This is a genomic window from Rhodococcus sp. NPDC003348 (assembly GCF_053589375.1).
This window is the reverse complement of the sequence record NZ_JBSFRT010000022.1, coordinates 1-15,157: the sequence shown is the minus strand read 5'-3', so window position 1 is coordinate 15,157 and position 15,157 is coordinate 1. Positions and strand designations below refer to the sequence as shown.

The window sequence follows — 15,157 nt, the reverse complement described above, 5'->3', positions numbered from 1 at the left end:
GATCGCATGACCAACCGCGACCGCCTGCTCGGGATCCTCGTCGCTCTGCTGTGGGGCCTGAACTTCCTGGCGATCCGCGCGGGCCTCGATCACTTCCCGCCGTTCTTCTTCGTCGCCCTGCGATTTCTGGTGATCGCGATCCCGGTGGTGCTGTTCGTGCCGCGCCCCAACGTCCCGCTGCGCTGGCTGCTGCTCTACGGCACCGGATTCGGTGTACTGCAGTTCGCCTTCCTGTTCTGGGCGATGGACTCCGGCATGCCGACCGGCCTGGCGTCGCTGGTGCTGCAGGCCTCGGCACCGATGACAGTGCTGCTCGGCGCGCTGCTGCTGCGCGAACGGGTCGGCCGCAGGCAGGTGGTCGGCATCGTCGTCGCGGTCGGCGGCATGGTCGCGATCGGCTGGGACCGCTTCACCCACGCGAGCCTGCTCCCCCTGCTGCTGACCCTGTGCGGCGCGTTCGGCTGGGCCCTCGGCAACATCGGCAGCAGGCAGGCGGGCACCGCCGACCGCCGGGCAGGCACGGACACCGGGTCGCCGATGCGGCTGATGCTGTGGATGACGGTGATCCCGCCCCTGCCGATGCTGGCGCTCTCCGCCGTGATCGAGGGCCCGACCGCGGGATGGTCGGCACTCGGCTCGTCGCTGACCACCGACGGGTGGCCCGCACTGGCCGGACTGGCCTACGTCGTCGCGCTGGGCACCATCGTCGGGTCGGGATTGTGGACCGGGTTGATGAGCCGCTACCCGGCGTCGACGGTGGCCCCGTTCTCGCTGCTGGTACCGGTGGTCGGGATCGGCGCCGCCTGGCTGGTCCTCGACGAGCGACCCACCGCATTGGCCCTGGTCGGCGCGGTGGTGGTCGTCGGCGGCTGCCTGTTCGGCGTCACCCGTCCGCGCACCCCCCGACCGATCGGAACCCTGCCGGCCGTACCCGCCGGGGATCCGGCGACTGTGTCCGCCGGCGAGCCGGCAACTGTGGCACTGCCCACCCCGGCCCCGGCACGCTCCTGACCCGGCGACGTGGTGTGGAAAACTGCGCCCGTGGCAAGTAGCACTCGATTCTCCGCACGAGGACGCCTCGCACTGCGCGCGGCCGCGCTGGCGTCCTGGGCGTCGCAGAAGGCCGGACGGGGTAAGGGGTCGATGATCGGCGGGCTGATCGCCCTGAAGATCGACCCGACTCTGATGACGCAGCTGGGACGCGGCAAGCGGACCGTGCTGGTGACGGGCACCAACGGCAAGTCCACCACCACCCGGATGACCGCCGCGGCGCTCGCGACCGTGGGCACGGTCGCCACCCAGGCGGACGGTGCGAACATGGACGCCGGGATCGTCGCGGCCCTCAGCGTCGGCATCGACGCCGAACTCGCCGCCATCGAGGTGGACGAGCTGCACACCCCGCACGTCGCGGACGCGCTGGACCCGCAGGCGATCGTGCTGCTCAACCTCAGCCGCGACCAGCTGGACCGGGTCGGCGAGATCAACATGATCGAGCGTCGGCTGCGGGCCGGCCTCGCCGCGCACCCGAATGCGGTCGTGGTCGCGAACTGCGACGACGTGCTGGTCACCTCCGCCGCCTACGACAACCCGAACGTGGTGTGGGTGGCCGCGGGCTCCGGCTGGGCGAACGACGCCACCAGTTGTCCGCGCAGCGGCGAGCCGATCGTCTGGGACGCCGACGGCAACTGGCGCAGCACCGGTGCCGACTTCGCGCGGCCCACCCCGGACTGGTGGCTGGACGACGAAAACCTCTACGGGCCGGACGGTCTGGTCATCCCGATGTCGTTGACCCTGCCCGGGCGCGCGAACCGCGGCAACGCGGCACAGGCGGTGGCCGCGGCCGTCGCGCTGGGCGCCGATCCGACGGCCGCGGTCGCCGCGGCGGCGGGGGTGCGCGAGATCGCCGGACGGTACGCCGCCGTCCAGGTCGGCCCGCACTCGCTACGAATGCTGCTCGCCAAGAATCCCGCCGGCTGGCAGGAGGCGCTGTCGATGATCGACCCCACCGTGGACGGTCTCGTCATCGCGGTGAACGGCCAGGTGCCCGACGGCGAGGACCTGTCCTGGCTGTGGGACGTGCGCTTCGAGCACTTCGAAGGCGTCAAGGTCGTCGCATCCGGCGAGCGCGCCACCGACCTCGCGGTCCGGCTCACCTACGCCGGCGTCGAGCATTCCCTCGAACCGGATCCGTTGCGTGCCATCGCGTCCTGCCCGGCGGGCCGGGTCGAGGTGCTTGCCAACTACACCGCGTTCCGGGATCTGAACACCGCCGTCACGAAGGGAGCCGAGCATGTCTGAGTCGACCGTGCGGATCGGACTGGTGCTTCCCGACGTGATGGGCACCTACGGAGACGGCGGCAACGCGCTGATCCTCCGTCAGCGACTGCGGATGCGCGGGATCGACGTGGAGATCGTGGACATCACCCTGTCCGACCCGGTTCCCGAATCCCTCGACGTGTACACCCTTGGCGGAGCAGAGGATTCGGCGCAACGCCTGGCCACCCGGCACCTGCAGCGCTATCCCGGACTGCAGAAGGCGGCGGAGCGGGGCGCGCCGGTGCTGGCGATCTGTGCAGCGATCCAGGTCCTCGGGCACTGGTACGAGACCTCCGCAGGGGAGCGGGTCGAGGGCGTCTCGCTGCTCGACGTCACCACCTCCCCGCAGCAGACCCGTGCGATCGGCGAGGTGATCACCCGACCGCTGATCGATGGCCTGAGCCAGCCACTGACCGGGTTCGAGAACCACCGCGGCGGTACCGCGCTCGGCGCGGACGCCCGTCCGCTCGGGTCGGTCACCCACGGCGTCGGCAACGGGGTCGGCGACGGCTACGAGGGTGTGGTGCAAGGGTCGGTGATCAGCACCTACATGCACGGCCCTGCGCTCGCCCGCAACCCGGAACTGGCAGACCTGCTGCTGGCCCGCGCACTGGGCGTGGACTCGCTCGCGCCCCTGGACCTGCCGGAGGTCGACCGACTGCGGCGCGAGAGGCTCGCGGTCGGTCGCTGACCCTCTCCGACCGGTGTAGCTTCCGAGGTACACCCACCTCGATCCAGGGAGGGGACATGCCCGTTTCGGAGCCGTGGCCGCTGATTCACGCCGAACGCGCCGCGCTGGCGGACGATCTCGCCGACCTCACCGACGACCAGTGGTCCTCGCCCTCGCTGTGCACGCAGTGGTCGGTGTGGGAGACCCTCGGCCACATGACGGCAACGGCGAAGATGACACCGTTGAGGTTCGTGACCAAGATGGTGGGAACGGGCCTGCGTTTCGAGACGTTCGCCGCCAAGAACGTCGCCGCCGAGACCCGCGGGACCCCGGCCGACACGTTGGCCGAGTTCCGTTCCGTGCTCACGTCCACCTCTGCCCCGCCGGGACCGGTGGACTCGTGGCTCGGTGAGACGATCGTCCACGCCGAGGACATCCGTCGCCCCCTCGCCATCGGCCACACGTATCCGATGGACGCACTGGTGCGAGTCGCCGACTTCTACAAGGGATCGAACCTGCTGATCGGCACGAAGAACCGGATCGAGGGCCTGTCGCTGCGGGCGACGGACACCGCCTGGACGATCGGTTCGGGCCCCGAGGTGGCGGGACCGATGCTGGACCTGCTGATGGCGATGACGGGACGCGCAGCCGGCCTCGACGGACTCACCGGCGAGGGCGTGGGCACCCTCCGGGAACGCCTGTAGCGCGCCGCGCCCCTTCGTGGACCGCCCCCAGACAGGGGTTCGGCCGAGAACGTAGCGATAAATCGCGCTCCCGGCCGGATCTCTGCTTCTCAAGGTTGTTCGAGCCGTTACCAGTTCGCTTTTTCCTTGATCCGCAACACTCACGGTACGCCCGGCCCTGCACCCCACGCAATAGTGTTGACCAGGCGATTTCGGCCGAATTCGAGCATGTCACCGTAAACCCCGTACCCGCCCGACACGGGACGGGTACGGGGCACGGACGCCGCTACTCGGCGGGCGGCTGCACGATCAGGAACCGGGCCCCGAGCGGGTCGGTCACCGTGGCCAGCCGGCCGTACGGGCTGTCCTCGGCCGGTCGCTCGACGCTGCCGCCGAGTTCGACGACCCTCGCCACCGCGGCGTCGGTGTCCTCGACCCCGAGGTAGAACTGCCAGAACGACGGCACCCCTTCGGGCAGGAAACCGGAGGCGTCCATGACACCCGCGATCTCGCCGCCGTTCAGCCTGGCCTGCGAGTACCGGAAGTCATCGGTGTCCGACAGCGTCGCGTACTCCCACCCGAAGACCTCCGAGTAGAACGGCAGCGCGGCGCGGTAGTCACGGGACATGGTCTCGAACCAGGCGGGTGTGCCGGGCTCGCCCCACCGCCCGTACCCGGGATGCCGGTCGGGCTGCCAGACCCCGACGACGGCCCCGGCCGGATCGCTGAGGACGGCCATGGTGCCCTGGTCCCCGACCTGCATCGCGGGCATCATCACCTGACCGCCCGCGGCGGACGCCTTCTCCACGGTGGCGGCCGCGTCCGCGGACTCGAGGTACACGGTCCACACGTCACCGTAGGGATCGTCCGGCCCCTGCTTCATCATGCCCGCGACCGGTTGGCCGTCCTTGCTGAAGATGGCGTACCCACCGTACTGAGGATCGGCGTTGGTGTCGCAGGCCCAGCCGAAAAGGCCGGCGTAGAACGGGACCGCCCGCGACGGGCCGGAGGTGAACAGGTCGACCCAACACGGGGCGCCGACCAGTGATTGACGTTGGGGCACAACGGACTCCTATCGCAAAAGAACTGCCGAGGACTGGTGCATCCCCAACCTACGCGCACACCCCGATATGTTCCGGGCGCCGCGGTCAGCACTCGTTCGGGGCAGGCTCCCCGCGCAGTCTCGCGTCGATCCAGTCGAACGCCCCCGAGTTCCCGGTGATCTCACCGACCACATGCTCACCCGGTACCTGCCGGTACACGGCGCTGACCCCCTTCGCGCACTGTTCGTCGTACAGGTTGCGTGCGCCGAGTGCCGGGATCCAGAACTCCTGACCGCCGTTGTAGATGTACAGCGGAGCACCGGCTGTGTGGTCGGCCATCTTCGTGATGTCGTAGATCTCGTGTGCGACAGGTGAATCCAGTGCCTTCTTCACATTGGCCAACGCCTCGGCCGGAACACCGGGAATGCCGGCGAGGGCGAGCACCCCGACGCACTGGTCCTTGAGCCCCGAGACGCCCAGCTGCTGCCCCAAACTGTTTGCGAGGGTGAGGATCTGCACCCGTTCGCGGGAGACCCCGAACAACGCGGCCAGGAACAGTCCCCCGGCGAGGTTGCCGTTCATGGTGCGGCCGAGCATCTCGAAGTCCGCGGGCACCCCGCCCATCGCGGCTCCTGCGATGTCGGACTTCAGTTCCGGTGCGTACGAGTCGATCAGCTTGACCGCACCGTGTGTGGCGATCGAACCGCCCGAGTACCCCATCATCGCCAGCTTGCTGGTGCCGAACTCCGCGGGGTAGAGGGTGCGCATGCCGCGGATCGTGTCCAGGATCGCGTGCCCGGCCACGAACGGTTCCCCGTACGCCATCCGTGGGCCCTCGTGGTCCGGAATGAGCACCGCGTAGCCCCGTTCCTCGGCCTTCGAGGTGACGGGGCGCAGCAACTCGAACGGGTTCGTCGACGGGGTGATGCCGTGGGCGAGGGTGTGCGCCGGGGTGCACGCCCTGCCGAGACCGTTGATCGGGACGTTGTTCACCAGCACCGGCCGCGGCCCGGGACCGGCCCACGGGGTTGCCGGGACGACAAGGGTGGCGGTCGCGAAGGACGCCTCGCCTAGCGCATCGGTTGTCTTGACCTTGAACTGGCGAACCTCCCGCACCGGACCACGCAGGAACTGCCGGGCCACCGTGGTCACGTCACGTGTCTCGATGACCTCGCCGTTCGCCATGCCGGGCAGACCGGGCGGGTACTCGTCGAAGAACGGTTCCCCGAGCGGCGCCGGCAGCATCTCCAGGCGCAGCGTCTCCAGACCCGGCGGGTCGAGGTCGGGCTCGGGGATGATCGAGCCGACCACCGGCGGCAGCACGGAACCCAGCGGAGACCGGGCCACCGACGCCGTCCCCAGCGAGCCGGTGATGAGGGTGGTGCCGTTGAGCAGCGTGCCGTCCGAACCGGTCCCGTCGGTCAGCGATCCGGTGCCGACCGATCCCTCGCCGCCCGCGCTGCCGCTGGACTGTGCCGCGGCCGTCGTGGCACCGCCACCGACCGCCACCGCCAGCGCCACCGCGGTGACCCACATTCGAACCCAGAAACCCCCGTGCTGGATACGCATGGCGGGCACGCTAGCACCGGCCCGATGCCCTGTCGCGGCGGAGCAGGATCACGGAACCCGCGTCGACACTTAGGTTTTCGAACTTACGAGGAGGACGGTGGACCCGATTCGTCCGAATCGTCGGGCACCGGTGCCGACACGAAAGAACCGCGGCCACCCGGAAGGGCGACCGCGGTTCTCGGCGTTCGGCGGGTGGCGTCAGGAGACGGCGACCGGCTCCTTCGGGCCGTTCGGAACGACGCTCTTGATCACCTCGGGCTTGATCTCTTCATCCTCCGAATCAGATTCGGCGACAATGGGTTCGGAGATGTTCTGCGGTTCCTGCGCGTAGTGGAAGTGCGGTCGGCGGTGGCCGAGGAAGGAGCCGAACCACGACATCACCGCGACGTATCGGTTCCGGAAACCGACCAGGTACACCATGTGCACGGCCAGCCACAGGACCCACGCGACGAACCCGGTGAGCTCGATGCTCTTGACCTTGGTCACGGCGCGGAAGCGGTTGATGATCGCCATGCTGCCCTTGTCACGGAACTTGAACGGGGTGCCGCGCTTGGTCTTGCCGAGGATGGTCCGCGCAACGTGGCGACCGCCCTGCATCGCGACCGGCGACTGGCCGGGCAGGTTGTTCAGCGAGGTCATGTCGCCCACGGCGAAGATGTCGGCGCGACCACCGACGGTGAGGTCGGGGTTGACCAGCAGTCGGCCCGCGCGGTCCGTCTCGCAGCCGGTGCGCTCGGCGAGGACCGCCGCGAAGTCGTTGGCCTGCACGCCCGCCGACCAGATGACCGTCTCGGCGGTGCGCCGGACGCCCTCCTGCTCGCCGTGCGCCTTGAACGTCGCGCCGTGCTCGTCGATGTCGGTGACGAGGGTGTTCAGCACGACCTCGACGCCGGCCTTCTCCAGCGACGCCTTGGTGTACTCGCTGAGCTTGCCGCCATAGGCCGGCATCGCGACACCCGCGCCCTCGACGAGGGTGACGGTGACGTCCTCGGCGGTGATCCCGCGAATCGACTGCTCGAAGTAGCGGCCGGCGAGCTCCTTGATCTGACCCGCGAGCTCGACACCGGTGGCGCCTGCACCGATCACGATGAAGCTGAGCAGGTTCTTCGCGCGCTCGGCGTCGGAGGTGGTGTGCGCCTCCTCGAAGCAGCGCACGATCTGGGCGCGCAGTCGCTCGGCGTCGTCGACGGTCTTGAGCGCGAAGGTGACCTTTGCGAACTCGTCCCGTCCGAAGTACGACTGCCGGGCGCCGGTGGCGGCGACCAGCGAGTCGTAGCCGAGGGTGTGCCGCTGGCCTGCGGCCTCGTAGACGAGCTCCTTGGCCTCGGCGTCCACGTCGACGACACGACCGAGCCGGACGTCCGCCTTCGGGTACTTGGCGAGGATCGCGCGCACCGACGGCGCGATCTCTCCCGCGGCGAGGACACCGGTCGCCACCTGGTACAGCAGGGGCTGGAACAGGTGCTCGGTGGTCTCGGAGATCAGCACGAAGGGCTTGCCGGCCTTGGCCAACTTCTTCGCGGTGGCGAGCGCGCCGAAGCCCGACCCCACGATGACGACCTCGGTCTTGTCCTTCACTGCCTCACCCACGGAAACCTCCTACTGAATCAACGCTGAATCAGACGTATGAGAGCCACGCTAAGTATTTACGGCGTCATCTCGCCACTGTCGTGGACTATTCGCAATTCAGTTATCGCGTTTGCTCATAAGTAGGATGTCTCCATGGACTTCCGGCAGCTCCGCTACTTCCTGGCGGTGAGCGAGGAGCTGAGCTTCAGCCGCGCCGCAGAGAAGTGCTTCATCTCGCAGTCCGCGATCAGTCACCAGGTCAGCAAGCTCGAGCACGAGCTGGGTGTCTCGCTGTTCGACCGGTCCACCCGGGTGGTGCGGCTGACGGCCGCGGGAGCCCGGCTGGTGCCGATCGCCCAGCAGGTGCTCAGCCTCGAGACCCAGGCCCATGCCGTCGTCAAGGAGCCACGCAACCGGGTCCGGATCACCGCGAACATGACGTTCGCGCCGCAGAGCCTCGACGCGATCGCCGGTGTCCGCGGCAGGCACCCGGACCTGGACATCGAGTTCGTGATCAAGAGTTTCGCGGAGCGCGTCGACGCCGTCGCGTCCGGGGACGCGGACATCGCACTCATCCGCGGTGCCGTCGACCGCCCAGGCCTCGTGACCGTCCAGCTCGGCGTCGAGGACCTCCTCATCGTCACCTCGAGCCAGCACCCGCTCTCGGCGTTCTCCACCGTCGAACTCGGCGAACTCGCCCCGTACCCCCTGCTTCTGCCGCCCCGGCACAGTCAGGTCCTGATCCACAGCGTCATCGAGGACGCGTTCGTGGAGGTCGGGCGCCGGGTCCAGTTCGGGCCGCCCATCGCCCGCGACCACACCGCCACCCTCGACGTGATCACGAACCCACGGGCATGGACCGTGCTCTACGCCAGCACGGTCACCGACAACACACCCCGCACAGGACTGCGCGTCATGCGCGAAGCCGGGAACCGACTGCGGGTACCCGTATGCGGCGTGGTGCGCAGCGATGCCACCGATTCGCCCGCGATGGCCGACCTCGTGAGCTCGTTGCGGCAGAGCATCAAACCCGGCGGCACCCACGGTCCCGCGCTCCCCGACCCGGAGGAACCCGGACTGTAGTGAAGCCATCGGCGGTCGTGGCCCCTGGCGATGAGTTCGGGGCGCTGGAAGGGTCGAACCTGTCGGGGGGATCCGGGGGCACGACCACGAAGGAGATCGCCATGAACCTGCCGAGGATCGGGACCCACGACGAATGGCTGGCCGCCCGCACCGAACTTCTCACCAGGGAGAAGGAGCTGACCCGGCAGCGGGACGCCCTCAACACCGCGCGCCGGAACCTGCCGATGGTCGCGGTGGAGAAGGACTACGTCCTGCACGGCCCCACCGGCCCGGTGCGGCTGCTCGACCTGTTCGACGGCCTGCGACAGCTGATCGTCTATCACTTCATGTTCGACCCGTCCTGGGACGAGGGCTGTCCCAGCTGTACCGCGGGCACCGACGAGTTGTCGCAGGGATTCCTCGAGCACCTGCGTGCACGCGACACCGCCTACGCCATGGTGTCGCGCGCACCGCTGGAGAAGTTGCAGCGCTGGCAGGCCGAGCGCGGTTGGGACCTGCCGTGGTACTCGTCCCACGGGTCGGATTTCAACTACGACTTCGGGGTGACGATCGACGAGTCGGTCACCCCCGCCCGGTACAACTACCGCAGCCGCGCCGAGTTCGAGGCGATGGGTAGCGACTTCTTCGACTACGAGCAGCCGTTCGAGATGCCGGGCCGCAGCTGCTTCCTGCGCGTCGACGACCGGGTGTTCCACACCTATTCGCAGTACGCACGCGGTCTGGAGTCGACGGGCGGCTCGTACTACTTCCTCGACCTCACCGCCCTCGGCCGACAGGAGGAGTGGGAGGAACCGAAGGGACGCAGCGACACGACACACGGTGCCCGGCCGGACTTCACGTCCTGACCGGGCACCGCGTCACATCGTGCGACGTCCCGACAGGGCCCGCCCGAGCGTCAACTCGTCGGCGAACTCGAGATCACCACCCATCGGCAGTCCCGACGCGAGCCGGGTGACGGTCAGTCCCGGGAAGTCGCGCAGCATCCGCACCAGATAGGTCGCGGTCGCCTCCCCCTCGGTGTTCGGATCGGTCGCGATGATCACCTCCGCGACGTCCACCCCGTCCTCCTGATTTCCGATGCGCGCCAGCAACTCCCGAATGCGGAGCTGATCGGGGCCGACACCGCTGAGCGGATCCAGCGCGCCGCCGAGCACGTGGTAGCGACCGCGGAACTCACGGGTCCGCTCGATCGCCTGCACGTCCTTCGGCTCCTCCACCACGCAGATGACGGTGCGGTCGCGGCGGTCGTCGGAACAGATCCGGCACTTCTCCTTGTCGGACACCGTCCCGCAGACGACGCAGAACTGCACGCCGTCCCGCACCCGCTGCAGCGCGTTCTGCAACCGCTCGATCTCCGGGGGCTCGACGCCGAGCAGGTGGAACGCGATCCGCTGCGCGCTCTTCGGCCCGATTCCCGGCAGCTTGCCGAGCTCGTCGATCAGATCCTGGACCGGACCCTCGTACACGCTCCGCCTCGCTAGAAGGGAAGTCCGGGCAGGCCGCCCGCCAGCGGACCGAGCTTGCCGGCCGCGATCTCCTGTGCCTTGGCCGACGCGTCCGCGATCGCGCCGATCACCAGGTCCTGCAGGGTCTCGACGTCCTCGGGGTCGACGACCTTCGGGTCGATGGCCAGGGCCACCACCTCGCCGGTGCCCTTCACCGTCGCCGTCACCAGGCCGCCACCGGCCTGCCCGGTGACCTCCGCCTGGGCGATCTCGGCCTGAGCGGCCATGAGCTGTTGCTGCATCTGCTGCGCCTGGGCGATGAGCTGCTGCATGTCGGGTTGTCCACCGGGTTGCACGTTGCGGTCCTCTCTGCGCGTGTTTGCACGCCAGCGTAGACGCACCCGGCTACGGTGGGCGCGTGCGAGCGACGTCACGGCCTCGCGGCCCGCGCGCCGCCAGGGTTCCCCTCACCCGGCTGGGCGCTCTTGCCGCCGTCACGCTCACCGTCGCCCTGACCGGCTGCACCATCCCCACCGACGGCGCCGTCACGGCCGGCGAGCCGGGCACCACCACCGCGCCACGCCCGGAGGGCGCCGACGAGCAGCACGCCTCCGCCACCCCGCTGACCGGAAAGACCGTGTTCCTCGACCCCGGGCACAGTGGATCGCACGACTCCGCGATCACCGCCCAGGTCCCGACCGGTCGCGGCGACACGAAGGACTGCCAGACCACCGGCACCGCAACCGCCGACGGCTACCCGGAACACACCTTCACCTGGGAGGTGGTCGGGTTGATGCGCACCGAACTCGAAGCACTGGGCGCCAGGGTGATGCTCAGCCGGTCGGACGACACCTCCGTCGGCAGTTGCGTCGACGAGCGGGCGGCGGCCGCGAACGCGTCCTCCGCCGACGCCGTCGTCGCGGTGCACGCGGACGGCGCCGAGCCCGGCCAGCACGGATTCCACGTCTGCTACTCGGCGCCGCCGCTCAACGACACGCAGGCCGGACCGTCGGTGACGTTCGCGACGACGATGCGCGACGCGCTGGTCGACGAGGGCCTGGCCCCGTCGACCTACACCGGCACCCAGGGCCTGCAGGCCCGCGCCGACCTCGCCGGGCTGAACCTGTCGGAACGGCCGTCGATCCTGGTGGAACTGGGCAACATGCGCAGCCCCGGCGAGGCCCGGCAAATGACCGACGACGCCGGCCGGGCCCGCTATGCGCAGGCCGTGGTGCGCGGCGTCGTCGTGTATCTGGGGAGCACCTCCTGATCCCGCTGGGGATCGGGAGGCCCGCCCACCGTCCTAGCCCAGTTCGCGGGCCAGCTTCTCGAGAACCGCGGCCTGAATCTTCTTGAGCCCCAGCGGGGCGAAAATCTTCTCGAAGAAGCCGCCGACGCCGCCGGCACCGTTCCACGTCGTTGTGGTCGTGACCGTCGACCCGGACCCGTGCGGGGTCACGGTCCAGGTGGTGACCATGCTGGAGTTCGCATCCGACTCGGTGACGGTGTCACCGGCCACGGTGATCGCGGCCTTGACGTTGCGCGTGCGCTTCTCGGTCGCCTTGAGCGCCCACTGCACCACGGTCCCCGCGCCCTGCCCGCCCTCGAGCACCCGGTAGTCGGAGTAGTGCTCGGTCAGGATGCGCGGGCGCACGGTCTGGTAATCCGCAATCGCGGCGAGCGCCGCCTCGGGAGCCGCCCCGACCTCGACCGAACTGCTGGCACTGACCTGTCCCACCGGGCACTCCTCACTCCTGACGGGTCGGCCGGACGCCTGCCCCGTGTACGGCCCATCGTGCCTGCTCCGAGGCGTGTCCGGCCACCCCCTTGGGAACCCTGTGCCTCGTATCACAGGGCGCCCACCGTCGGATTCCCGGGCACCGATTCCGCGACGCGTCGGCCACCTTCCGTCGCCGGAACCCCCATCAGGGGATAGCGTCGAAGGGTGGCAGTCACTTCCAGTGCATTCCGCAGGCGCTCGGACCGACGATCGACCACTCCGCTCGAGATCGGGCCACAGGCCCACAGAGTGGGGGTCGACCGTCTGTTGGCGAGCTATCACGCCATCCCGCCCTCCGCGACGGTGCGCCTCGCGAAGAAGACGTCGAACCTCTTCCGGGCCCGGGCGAAGACGAACGCCCCGGGCCTCGACGTGTCGGGCCTGTCCGGGGTCGTCTCGGTCGACCCGGTCGCCCGGACCGCCGACGTCGCCGGAATGTGCACCTACGAAGACCTCGTGGCCGCGACACTGCCGTACGGGTTGGCGCCACTGGTGGTACCGCAGCTCAAGACGATCACGCTGGGCGGAGCGGTGACCGGGCTCGGCATCGAGTCCACCTCGTTCCGCAACGGCCTGCCGCACGAGTCGGTGCTCGAGATCGACGTCCTGACCGGCAGCGGCGAGATCGTCGAGGCGACCCCGGACGGCGACCACGCCGACCTGTTCTACGGGTTCCCGAACTCGTACGGCACCCTCGGCTACTCGACCCGACTGCGAATCCAACTCGAGACCGTCAAACCCTATGTGGCACTCCGGCACCTACGATTCGACGACGTCGAGTCCCTGCAAGCGACCATGGACACGATCGCCCGCACCCGGACCCACGACGGCGTCGCGGTGGACTACCTCGACGGCGTCGTGTTCTCGGCGACCGAGTCCTACCTGACGCTCGGCACCCAGACCGACGAGCCCGGCCCGGTGTCCGACTACACCGGCATGGACATCTACTACCGGTCCATCCAGCACGAGTCGGTCAACCACCCGAAGACCGACCGGCTGACCATCCACGACTACCTGTGGCGATGGGACACCGACTGGTTCTGGTGCTCACGGGCCTTCGGGACGCAGAACCCGAAGATCCGGCGCTGGTGGCCGAAACGCTGGCTCCGCAGCAGCTTCTACTGGAAGCTGATCGGCCTGGACCAGAAGTACGACATCGGCGACCGGCTCGAGAAGCGCAAGGGCCTGCCCCCACGCGAGCGGGTGGTCCAGGACGTCGAGGTGCCGATCGAGCGGACCGCGGATTTCGTCCACTGGTTCCTGCGAGAGGTCCCGATCGAACCGATCTGGTTGTGCCCGTTGCGGTTGCGTGAACCCGCGCCTCCCGGCGCGGCCGCGGATCGGCCGTGGCCGCTGTACCCCCTCGAACCCAAGCGGACCTATGTCAACATCGGGTTCTGGTCGTCCGTGCCGATCGTCGCGGGAGAACCGGAAGGCGCGACCAACCGGCTGATCGAGCGCACCGTGACCGAGTTCGACGGCCACAAGTCGCTGTACTCGGACGCCTACTACTCGAAGGACGAGTTCACCGCGCTCTACGGCGGCGAACGCTACGACGGATTGAAGAAGAAGTACGACCCGGACTCACGTTTACTGGACCTGTATTCGAAGGCGGTGCAACGCAAATGACCATGTTCAAGGAGCCGAGGACCACAGCCCGAGCGCACGGAATCGAGGGCGGCAAGTTGTCGATCGCCGAGATCCTCGAGATCGTCGTCGGCAAGGATCTGCCGGTGTACTTCACTGCGTACGACGGCAGTTCGCTCGGATCCCCGGATGCGCAGTTCCACCTGAACCTGCGCTCGCCCCGAGGCACCACCTATCTCGTGACCGCCCCCGGCGACCTGGGCCTGGCCCGCGCCTACATCTCCGGTGACCTCGAGGTCACCGGCTCCCATCCCGGGAACCCGTACGAGGTCCTGCGGGTGCTCGGCGAGCAACTGCACTTCAGCCGGCCGTCGCCCCGCGAACTGGCCCTGATCACCCGATCCCTCGGCTGGGACGTGCTCAAGCCCATCGCTCCCCCGCCCCAGGAGTCGCTGCCGCGGTGGCGGCGCATCGCGGAGGGTCTGCGCCACTCGAAGACACGGGACGCCGAGTCGATCCACCACCACTACGACGTCTCGAACGCCTTCTACGAGAAGGTCCTCGGCCCGTCGATGACGTACACCTGTGCGGCCTACGAGTCCGACGACCAGTCGCTCGAGGACGCGCAGGAGAACAAGTACCGCCTCGTCTTCGAGAAGCTGAACCTGAAGAAGGGCGACCGCCTCCTCGACATCGGTTGCGGCTGGGGCGGAATGGTCCGCTACGCCGCCCGCCGCGGCGTGAAGGTGATCGGCGCGACGCTGTCCGCCGAGCAGGCCGAGTGGGCGCAGCAGGCGATCGCCGAGGAGGGCCTGTCGGATCTGGCCGAGGTCCGGCACTCCGACTACCGCGACATCGCCGAGACCGGGTTCGACGCGGTGTCGTCGATCGGCCTGACCGAGCACATCGGCGTGCACAACTACCCGTCGTACTTCGGGTTCATCAAGTCGAAGCTGCGTGACGGTGGGCTGATGCTCAACCACTGCATCACCCGCCCCGACAACAAGCACACCGCGCGCGCCGGTGGCTTCATCGATCGCTACGTCTTCCCCGACGGCGAGCTGACCGGCTCGGGACGGATCATCACCGAGATCCAGGACATCGGGCTCGAGGTGCGCCACGAGGAGAACCTCCGTGAGTCCTACGCCCTGACCCTCGCCGGATGGTGCCGCAATCTCGAGGCCAACTGGGACGACTGCGTCGCCGAGGTCGGCGAGGGCACCGCCAAGGTGTGGGGCCTGTACATGGCCGGCTCGCAACTCGGATTCGAGCGCAACGTCATTCAGTTGCACCAGGTCCTCGCCGTCAAGCTGCCCCGGAGCGGCAAGGCGGACCTGCCCCTGCGTCCGTGGTGGAAGGCCTAGGCAGCTCCGCTGCTCGTGCGCGGTTTGCGGGTCCAGGGACCCGCAAAC

At 68.9% G+C, this 15,157-nt stretch carries 15 protein-coding genes; 9 read left to right on the top strand and 6 right to left on the bottom strand.

Features of this window, described 5'->3' with window-relative positions:
* The first annotated feature begins 6 nt into the window (after positions 1–6).
* Genes ACWDU4_RS15745 through ACWDU4_RS15730 form a run of 4 tightly spaced genes read left to right on the top strand, consistent with a single transcriptional unit; the run spans position 7 to position 3,690 of the window.
* Positions 7–1,011, top strand: a complete 1,005-nt coding sequence (locus ACWDU4_RS15745) for an EamA family transporter (RefSeq protein WP_450114839.1) — start codon at positions 7–9, stop codon at positions 1,009–1,011.
* Positions 1,012–1,041: 30 nt separating this feature from the next.
* Positions 1,042–2,298, top strand: a complete 1,257-nt coding sequence (locus ACWDU4_RS15740) for a MurT ligase domain-containing protein (RefSeq protein WP_450114838.1) — start codon at positions 1,042–1,044, stop codon at positions 2,296–2,298.
* A complete protein-coding gene (locus ACWDU4_RS15735; RefSeq protein WP_450114837.1) occupies positions 2,291–3,007 on the top strand; it encodes a type 1 glutamine amidotransferase in 717 nt (238 codons plus the stop codon). The genes ACWDU4_RS15740 and ACWDU4_RS15735 overlap by 8 nt, the downstream gene beginning before the upstream one ends.
* 56 nt (positions 3,008–3,063) lie before the next feature.
* Positions 3,064–3,690, top strand: a complete 627-nt coding sequence (locus ACWDU4_RS15730) for a maleylpyruvate isomerase family mycothiol-dependent enzyme (protein WP_450114836.1) — start codon at positions 3,064–3,066, stop codon at positions 3,688–3,690.
* 265 nt (positions 3,691–3,955) lie between these two features.
* Here ACWDU4_RS15730 and ACWDU4_RS15725 read toward each other — a convergent pair whose 3' ends face one another.
* The 3 genes from ACWDU4_RS15725 to ACWDU4_RS15715 all read right to left on the bottom strand — a co-directional run bounded on the left by ACWDU4_RS15725 (position 3,956) and on the right by ACWDU4_RS15715 (position 7,859).
* A complete protein-coding gene (locus tag ACWDU4_RS15725; protein ID WP_450114835.1) occupies positions 3,956–4,732 on the bottom strand; it encodes a VOC family protein in 777 nt (258 codons plus the stop codon).
* 85 nt (positions 4,733–4,817) lie between these two features.
* Complete coding sequence (locus ACWDU4_RS15720) at positions 4,818–6,281, bottom strand: lipase family protein (protein ID WP_450114834.1); 1,464 nt, start codon at positions 6,279–6,281, stop codon at positions 4,818–4,820.
* Positions 6,282–6,479: 198 nt separating this feature from the next.
* Positions 6,480–7,859, bottom strand: coding sequence for an NAD(P)/FAD-dependent oxidoreductase (locus ACWDU4_RS15715; protein WP_450114903.1), 1,380 nt, complete (start codon positions 7,857–7,859; stop codon positions 6,480–6,482).
* A gap of 144 nt (positions 7,860–8,003) precedes the next feature.
* Here ACWDU4_RS15715 and ACWDU4_RS15710 point away from each other — a divergent pair, with 144 nt between their 5' ends.
* Together ACWDU4_RS15710 and ACWDU4_RS15705 are read left to right on the top strand one after the other, a co-directional pair.
* Entirely contained in the window at positions 8,004–8,933 is a 930-nt protein-coding gene (locus ACWDU4_RS15710) for a LysR family transcriptional regulator (RefSeq protein ID WP_450114833.1), read from the top strand.
* A 101-nt stretch (positions 8,934–9,034) separates the two neighbouring features.
* Positions 9,035–9,778: a DUF899 domain-containing protein gene (locus ACWDU4_RS15705; protein WP_450114832.1), complete on the top strand. Its 744-nt coding sequence runs from the start codon at positions 9,035–9,037 to the stop codon at positions 9,776–9,778.
* 12 nt (positions 9,779–9,790) lie between these two features.
* On the opposite strand, the gene recR is transcribed toward ACWDU4_RS15705, so the two are convergent.
* Together recR and ACWDU4_RS15695 are read right to left on the bottom strand one after the other, a co-directional pair.
* On the bottom strand, positions 9,791–10,399 hold the full coding sequence (recR, locus tag ACWDU4_RS15700; protein ID WP_450114831.1) for a recombination mediator RecR: 609 nt from the start codon (positions 10,397–10,399) through the stop codon (positions 9,791–9,793).
* A gap of 11 nt (positions 10,400–10,410) precedes the next feature.
* A complete protein-coding gene (locus ACWDU4_RS15695; RefSeq protein ID WP_450114830.1) occupies positions 10,411–10,710 on the bottom strand; it encodes a YbaB/EbfC family nucleoid-associated protein in 300 nt (99 codons plus the stop codon).
* A gap of 143 nt (positions 10,711–10,853) precedes the next feature.
* Here ACWDU4_RS15695 and ACWDU4_RS15690 point away from each other — a divergent pair, with 143 nt between their 5' ends.
* A complete protein-coding gene (locus tag ACWDU4_RS15690; RefSeq protein WP_450114902.1) occupies positions 10,854–11,648 on the top strand; it encodes an Rv3717 family N-acetylmuramoyl-L-alanine amidase in 795 nt (264 codons plus the stop codon).
* A 33-nt stretch (positions 11,649–11,681) separates the two neighbouring features.
* Here the strand turns inward: ACWDU4_RS15690 and ACWDU4_RS15685 are convergent, their stop codons facing one another.
* On the bottom strand, positions 11,682–12,116 hold the full coding sequence (locus tag ACWDU4_RS15685; RefSeq protein WP_450114829.1) for an SRPBCC family protein: 435 nt from the start codon (positions 12,114–12,116) through the stop codon (positions 11,682–11,684).
* Positions 12,117–12,386: 270 nt separating this feature from the next.
* Between ACWDU4_RS15685 and ACWDU4_RS15680 the strand changes: the two genes are divergently transcribed.
* Together ACWDU4_RS15680 and ACWDU4_RS15675 are read left to right on the top strand one after the other, a co-directional pair.
* Positions 12,387–13,787 (top strand): FAD-binding oxidoreductase, encoded by a 1,401-nt coding sequence (locus tag ACWDU4_RS15680; protein WP_450114901.1) that lies wholly within the window; start codon positions 12,387–12,389, stop codon positions 13,785–13,787.
* Complete coding sequence (locus ACWDU4_RS15675) at positions 13,784–15,109, top strand: class I SAM-dependent methyltransferase (RefSeq protein WP_450114828.1); 1,326 nt, start codon at positions 13,784–13,786, stop codon at positions 15,107–15,109. The genes ACWDU4_RS15680 and ACWDU4_RS15675 overlap by 4 nt, the downstream gene beginning before the upstream one ends.
* The last annotated feature ends 48 nt before the right edge of the window (positions 15,110–15,157 follow it).

Coding starts and splice junctions, on each gene's coding strand:
- ACWDU4_RS15745 (WP_450114839.1), top strand. CDS start 7: ATGACCAACCGCGACCGCCTGCTCGGGATCCTCGTCGCTCTGCTGTGG.
- ACWDU4_RS15735 (WP_450114837.1), top strand. CDS start 2,291: ATGTCTGAGTCGACCGTGCGGATCGGACTGGTGCTTCCCGACGTGATG.
- ACWDU4_RS15730 (WP_450114836.1), top strand. CDS start 3,064: ATGCCCGTTTCGGAGCCGTGGCCGCTGATTCACGCCGAACGCGCCGCG.
- ACWDU4_RS15720 (WP_450114834.1), bottom strand. CDS start 6,281: ATGCGTATCCAGCACGGGGGTTTCTGGGTTCGAATGTGGGTCACCGCG.
- ACWDU4_RS15710 (WP_450114833.1), top strand. CDS start 8,004: ATGGACTTCCGGCAGCTCCGCTACTTCCTGGCGGTGAGCGAGGAGCTG.
- ACWDU4_RS15705 (WP_450114832.1), top strand. CDS start 9,035: ATGAACCTGCCGAGGATCGGGACCCACGACGAATGGCTGGCCGCCCGC.
- ACWDU4_RS15695 (WP_450114830.1), bottom strand. CDS start 10,710: ATGCAGCAGCTCATCGCCCAGGCGCAGCAGATGCAGCAACAGCTCATG.
- ACWDU4_RS15675 (WP_450114828.1), top strand. CDS start 13,784: ATGACCATGTTCAAGGAGCCGAGGACCACAGCCCGAGCGCACGGAATC.